This window comes from Microbacterium sp., assembly GCF_047972865.1.
Classification (GTDB): Bacteria; Actinomycetota; Actinomycetes; order Actinomycetales; family Microbacteriaceae; genus Microbacterium.
Genome location: NZ_JBKEAY010000097.1, coordinates 1 through 5445, shown reverse-complemented (window position 1 = coordinate 5445; position 5445 = coordinate 1). Strand labels below are relative to the sequence as shown.

Sequence of the window (5445 nt, the reverse complement as noted above, 5' to 3'; positions counted from 1 at the left end):
TGAGCGAGTTCAGTGAGAAGCACACCGTGTCGCGGCTGTTCGGTGCCCCTCCGGGGTTCGTCGGCTTCGAGGAGGGCGGCCAGCTCACCGAGAAGGTGCGGCGCAAGCCGTTCTCGGTCGTCCTGTTCGACGAGATCGAGAAGGCCCACCCCGACATCTTCAACTCGCTGCTGCAGATCCTCGAAGAGGGCCGGCTCACCGACGGTCAGGGCCGCGTCGTCGATTTCAAGAACACGGTCATCATCATGACCACGAACCTCGGCTCGTCGGCGATCGCCGGTGGCCCGGTCGGGTTCCAGGTCGAGGGCAACGCGCAGACCACGTACGAGCGGATGAAGGGCAAGGTCGACGAAGAGCTCAAGCGCAACTTCAAGCCCGAGTTCCTCAACCGCGTCGACGACGTCATCGTGTTCCCGCAGCTGAGCAAGGACGAGTTGCGCCAGATCGTGGGCCTGTTCACCAAGCGACTGTCCGAGCGGCTGCTGGACCGCGACATGACCGTCGAGCTGAGCGATGCCGCCAAGGACCGGCTCATCGAGATCGGCTTCGATCCGACGCTCGGTGCCCGGCCGCTGCGCCGCGCCATGCAGCGCGAGGTCGAAGACCGCCTCAGCGAAAAGATCCTGCACGGCGAGCTCAGCAACGGCGACCACGTCAAGGTGGATGCCACCGACACCGAGTTCGTCTTCGAGCACGGACCCCGCGGCGACAAGGTCGCCGTGGGCGTTGGGGCCGCCGGCGAGATCGAGGCCACGCCGGACATCGTCGCCGGAAGCTGACCGACGCGCTGCAGCGGAGGGGGTGGATGCCGCGGCATCCACCCCCTCCGTCGTCTCAGCGCTCCGCCGCCACGGCATCGCCGGCGAGGGCTGCCAGCCAGTCGGTCCAGAACTGCTTCCAGGTGTCGGCGGCGGCGAGCGTCGGGAGCTTCTCGTGTGTGATCACGATCTTGGCTCGTCCCTTGGCCTGTTCGGTCGTGACCTGGATGACGCCGAGGTCGGCCCCGTCCTCACCGCCGACGAGCCCGAAGCGCGGCGACTTGGCGCCCGGTCGGGAGCGGGCCGTCGAGGCGAATCCCGGCAGCATCGCCGCCCGTGCCTGATCGTCCCAGAGCGCTGCGGCGAACTCTGCGGCATCGAGGTCGACCGTGCGGGATCGCGACACGGTGAAGGTGCCGTCGGTCATCTGGCCGGGCAGGCGCAGCCCCGTGATCCGCTCGTACCCGACCGTGACGCTCTGCGCCCACCAGGAGCCGACGCCCCGCGCGTCGTGCAGCCACGCCGCGATCGCGGTGTGTCCGGCGTCGCGACCGGGTCCGGCGTCGATCGCGGTCACCCATTCGTCCCACCCGCGGCCGGTGGCGCGCCGGATCGCCTCGTCCGAGTGCTCGGGCTGAGCCACCCACCCGCCGTCGGCCTGATCTGGGCGACCGCGTTCGATGAGTGTGCGCCGCGCGGCACCGTAGCGCTCTCCGGTCTGAGCCATGCGGGCGCGGATGCGTTTCTTGAACGACTCCTGGACTGTCATGGCCGACACGCTCCCCGGCGCAGGCATCCCCGCCGCCGGCATCCGCACGGACGGGTTCCCCGCGCATCGGGGGGCTGCGCACCGCCGGCACCTCGGCGTTCACGGTCGATCCGCGCGGCGTTGTCGGTGATGGTCATCGGTGCTCCTGTCCACGCGACGCGGCGGTCCGCTCGCGCCGCCCCGACCGGTCGCCGTTCAGGATTCGATCGATGATGCGTCGAGCACTCCAGGTCCCCTTTGCCTTCCGGCTCTCGCCGAGCCGGTGGCGCGAGCACCGGCGTGAAGGTCGGGCGCGACGCGGCCGCCCGATGAGCATCGTCGCACAGTTCATCGGCGCCGCACAAGCGCCACGGGGCCGCTGCGCGGGCCCACTCCCGGTGACCCAGATGTCATCCCATCGGGGGATGCCGTGGCGCGCCCCGGTAGCCAGGATGGGCTGTGTAGGGCGATCACGAGCAGGGGACGATGGATGAAGAACGCGCGTGTATGGGCGATCGGCATTGTGGCGGGTGCGGTGGTGTTGACGGGGTGTGCCGCCGGAGACGAAGGCGGAGATCTCACCTACGCGGACTCTCCGCTGAATGAGTACTTCTCCGCCGTGTCCGGGAGCGACCTGTCGGAGGAAGCGCTCCTGGAACGGTCGAACGAGCAGGAACGACAAGTGCAGGAAGCGGTTGCCGAGTGCATGGCGGATGAGGGCTTCGAGTACATTCCGGACACCGGCGCGGTCACGACGTACGGCGCTGCCGATGAGGACATGTGGAAACCGGACGACCGGGAGTGGGTCGCGCAGTACGGCTATGGCATCGTGGAATCCCCGTACGGCGACGAGGCGGTGCCGGACGAGGCTTCCCCGGAGGAGGTGGATGACCCGAATGCCGAGTACGTCGAGTCGTTGTCCGCGGCGGAGCAGGAAGCGTACATGGATACGCTCTACGGGCCATCGCCGACCGAGGAGCAGATGAACGACCCCGATTTCGATTGGGATACCTGGGACAGGGGATGCCAGGGGGCCGCCTACGAGAGCATCGATCCGGCGGTGTCGGTGTTCGCTGCCGAGGAGTTCCAGCCGCTCATGACCGATTTGGAAGCGCTGTATGCGTCGCTGGACGACGCGCCGGAGCGCATCGAGCTCGATCGGGAATGGTCGGAGTGCATGGCCGAGGCCGGGCACGGCGGGTTCGCGAAGCAGTCCGACGCGCAGGAGTCGATCATGGACGAACTCAACGCCGCGTGGGACGACCCGGAGCGCACGGGCGACGTGGCCGAGTCCGACCTGGCGGCGATTTCGGACAAGGAGGTCGAGCTCGCGCTCGCCGACCTGGATTGCCGGGAGAAGACCGACTACATGACACGGGCGCTGCGGGTGCAGTTCGCGTTGGAACAGCAGTTCATCGATGAGCACAAGGCGGAGCTCGACGCACTGAGGGCGGCGGCCGAGCAGGCAGCGCAGTGACGCCGGGCAGGCGTCGCGCGAGAGCGGCCGACGCCCTCCTCGGCGACGCGGAAGCGGAATCCGTCGGGGCGCCCGACCCCGTCGCGGGCGAGGGGGACGACCTGCTCGCCGCGCCCGACCTGGCCGTGGCGGACGAGGCCGATACCGCGTCCGACGACGCCCCCGTCGACGGGTGGCGTCGGGTGTTCGTCGGCAACCGGATGCTGTGGGTCGTCACGATCGTCGCGGTCGGCGCGCTCACGGCGGGGCTCGTGCTGGGCCGCTTCGTCATCTCGCCCGTCGACGCCGCGATCGGGCAGGGCGCGCCCGAGCCGGGACTGATCACGGTTCCGGTCGAGTACGGCGAGCTCAGCAACGACATCACGATGCGCGCCGACGTGGGGTACGCGGATGCCGTGGAGGTGACCTTGGACACCTCGTCGGTGGAGGGGGCGGCGGTGGTGACCGGGGTGGTCCCCGAGCAAGGCGCGGATCTGGCGGCCGAATCGGTCGCGCTCGAGGTCGCCGGTCGACCCGTAATCGTCCTTCCCGGCGCGTTGCCGGCGTACCGCACGCTCTCGTTCGGCGACGCTGGCCCCGACGTGACGCAGCTCAAACGCGCGCTGCGCAGCCTCGACCTCGCCGTCGGTGACGTCGATTCGGATGTCTTCGACACCGCGACCGCCGAGGCCGTCGCGGCACTCTACGATCGGGTCGGCTACCCCGCACCGCGGCCACCCGACGGCGCGGAAGAGGCCGTCGTGGCGGCCCGGGAAGGCGTCCGAGCCGCCGAGGAGTCGCTCGTGTCGGCCCGCGCGGCGCTCACGGAAGCGGGCGCGGGGCCATCGGCATCCGAACGGAAGGCCGCCGACAACCAGGTCGCCGCCCTGAAGCGCCAACTCGCCGCCGCCGAGGCGGCCCGGCCGCGTGACTCGGTGATGATCGGCGACCTCCGTGACCAGCTGGCGCTCGCCGAGATCCAGCGCCGCGAGCTCACGGCCGCGCGGGACACGACGGCCGAACAGGCCGCCGTCGCCAGCGCGCAGGATCAGATCTCCGACGCCGAGGAGGCCCTGACGCTCGCGCGCCAGGGAGCGCTGACCCCGTTGCCGGCCAGCGAAGTGCTCTATCTGACCGATCTGCCGCGTCGCGTCGACGAGCTGAACGTGCAGCGCGGAGCCGTCCTGGAGGGCGCGGCCATGGTGGTCTCGGGCGCGACGGTGGAGATGTCGGGAACGGCCGCCGCGGCCGACGCGGAGTTGTTGCAGGTCGACGACGAGGCGTTCTTCGCGCTCCCCGACGGGGGGCGGCATCGCGCGGTGATCTCCGAGATCACCGCCGACGCCGGGGAGGCGCGCGCGACGGTCACGTTCACCCCCGACGAGCTCACGCCGGAACAGATCGCCGAGATCCAGGGGACCAACGTGCGCATCGAGGTGCCGGTGGCCGCCACCGATGGAGCGGTGCTGTCGGTGCCGTATGCGGCGTTGACAGCGGGTCCCGGCGGTGAGTCCCGCGTCGAGGTCGTGGAGGGGGACCCGCGCGAGGGGGAGGATGCCGAAACGCGACTCGTGGTCGTCGAGACCGGCCTGGCAGCCGGCGGGTACGTCGAGGTGACCCCGGTGGATCAGGATCTCCGCGAGGACGACCTCGTCGTGGTGGGGTCGTGACGGCGCCCCTGGTCGAGCTGACCGACGTCACCCGGTCGTTCCCCGGGTCTCCCGAGGTGCAGGCGTTGAAGGGCGTCTCGCTGGCGCTCGCGCCGGGCGAGTATCTCGCCGTGGTGGGGCCGAGCGGATCGGGCAAGTCGACGATGCTCAACATCCTGGGGCTGCTCGATCGGCCCAGCGTCGGCGAGTACCGGCTCGCGGGTGCCCGCACGGGCGATCTCGACGACGACCAGCGGGCGGCGGTGCGCGCCCGCTTCATCGGTTTCGTCTTCCAGGGCTTCCACCTGATGCAACGACGAACCGTGCTCGACAATGTGCTCATGCCGATGTTGTACAGCGGCATCCCCCGCGCCGAGCGATATCCGCGTGCCCGTGCGGCTCTGGAACGGGTAGGCCTGGGCCACCGGGCGCAGTTCCTCCCCGGAACGCTCTCCGGCGGTGAGCGGCAGCGTGTCGCCGTCGCCCGCGCGGTCGTGAGCGGCCCGGCACTGCTGCTGGCCGACGAACCGACGGGGAGCTTGGACCAGGTCACCTCGGGTGAGGTGATGACCCTCTTCGAAGAGCTCAACGCCGACGGCATCACGCTCGTGGTGATCACCCACGACCGCGACGTGGCCGCGCGCGCCGATCGGTCGCTGCGACTGCGGGACGGCAGGTTGGAGGAGCCGCGGTGAACCGGTGGCGGCGGCGACGGCCGGATGCCGGCGATCGGACGGCATCCGCGGTTGCCGCGCTGGTGCCGCCGGTGCCGCGCGCCGACCGCTTCTCGGCCAGTGACGTGGTCGTGGAGGCGACCACCGACATCGGCTCCCG

Annotated in this window: 5 protein-coding genes; 4 read left to right on the top strand and 1 reads right to left on the bottom strand. The window is 70.4% G+C overall.

Annotated elements, in window-relative coordinates; all coding sequences use genetic code 11:
• The coding region (locus ACK5KK_RS06160; RefSeq protein WP_416889211.1) for an AAA family ATPase at positions 1-779 on the top strand (779 nt) is incomplete at its 5' end.
• 55 nt (positions 780-834) lie between these two features.
• Here the strand turns inward: ACK5KK_RS06160 and ACK5KK_RS06155 are convergent.
• Complete coding sequence (locus ACK5KK_RS06155; protein WP_416889210.1) at positions 835-1527, bottom strand: hypothetical protein; 693 nt, start codon at positions 1525-1527, stop codon at positions 835-837.
• 469 nt (positions 1528-1996) lie between these two features.
• Here ACK5KK_RS06155 and ACK5KK_RS06150 point away from each other — a divergent pair, with 469 nt between their 5' ends.
• From ACK5KK_RS06150 to ACK5KK_RS06140, 3 genes are read left to right on the top strand one after another with little or no spacing between them, the layout of a single operon-like run.
• Positions 1997-2983: a hypothetical protein gene (locus ACK5KK_RS06150; protein ID WP_416889209.1), complete on the top strand. Its 987-nt coding sequence runs from the start codon at positions 1997-1999 to the stop codon at positions 2981-2983.
• Positions 2980-4632, top strand: a complete 1653-nt coding sequence (locus ACK5KK_RS06145) for a hypothetical protein (RefSeq protein WP_416889208.1) — start codon at positions 2980-2982, stop codon at positions 4630-4632. Before ACK5KK_RS06150 ends, ACK5KK_RS06145 begins: the two co-directional genes overlap by 4 nt.
• Positions 4629-5306 (top strand): ABC transporter ATP-binding protein, encoded by a 678-nt coding sequence (locus tag ACK5KK_RS06140; RefSeq protein WP_416889207.1) that lies wholly within the window; start codon positions 4629-4631, stop codon positions 5304-5306. Before ACK5KK_RS06145 ends, ACK5KK_RS06140 begins: the two co-directional genes overlap by 4 nt.
• The last annotated feature ends 139 nt before the right edge of the window (positions 5307-5445 follow it).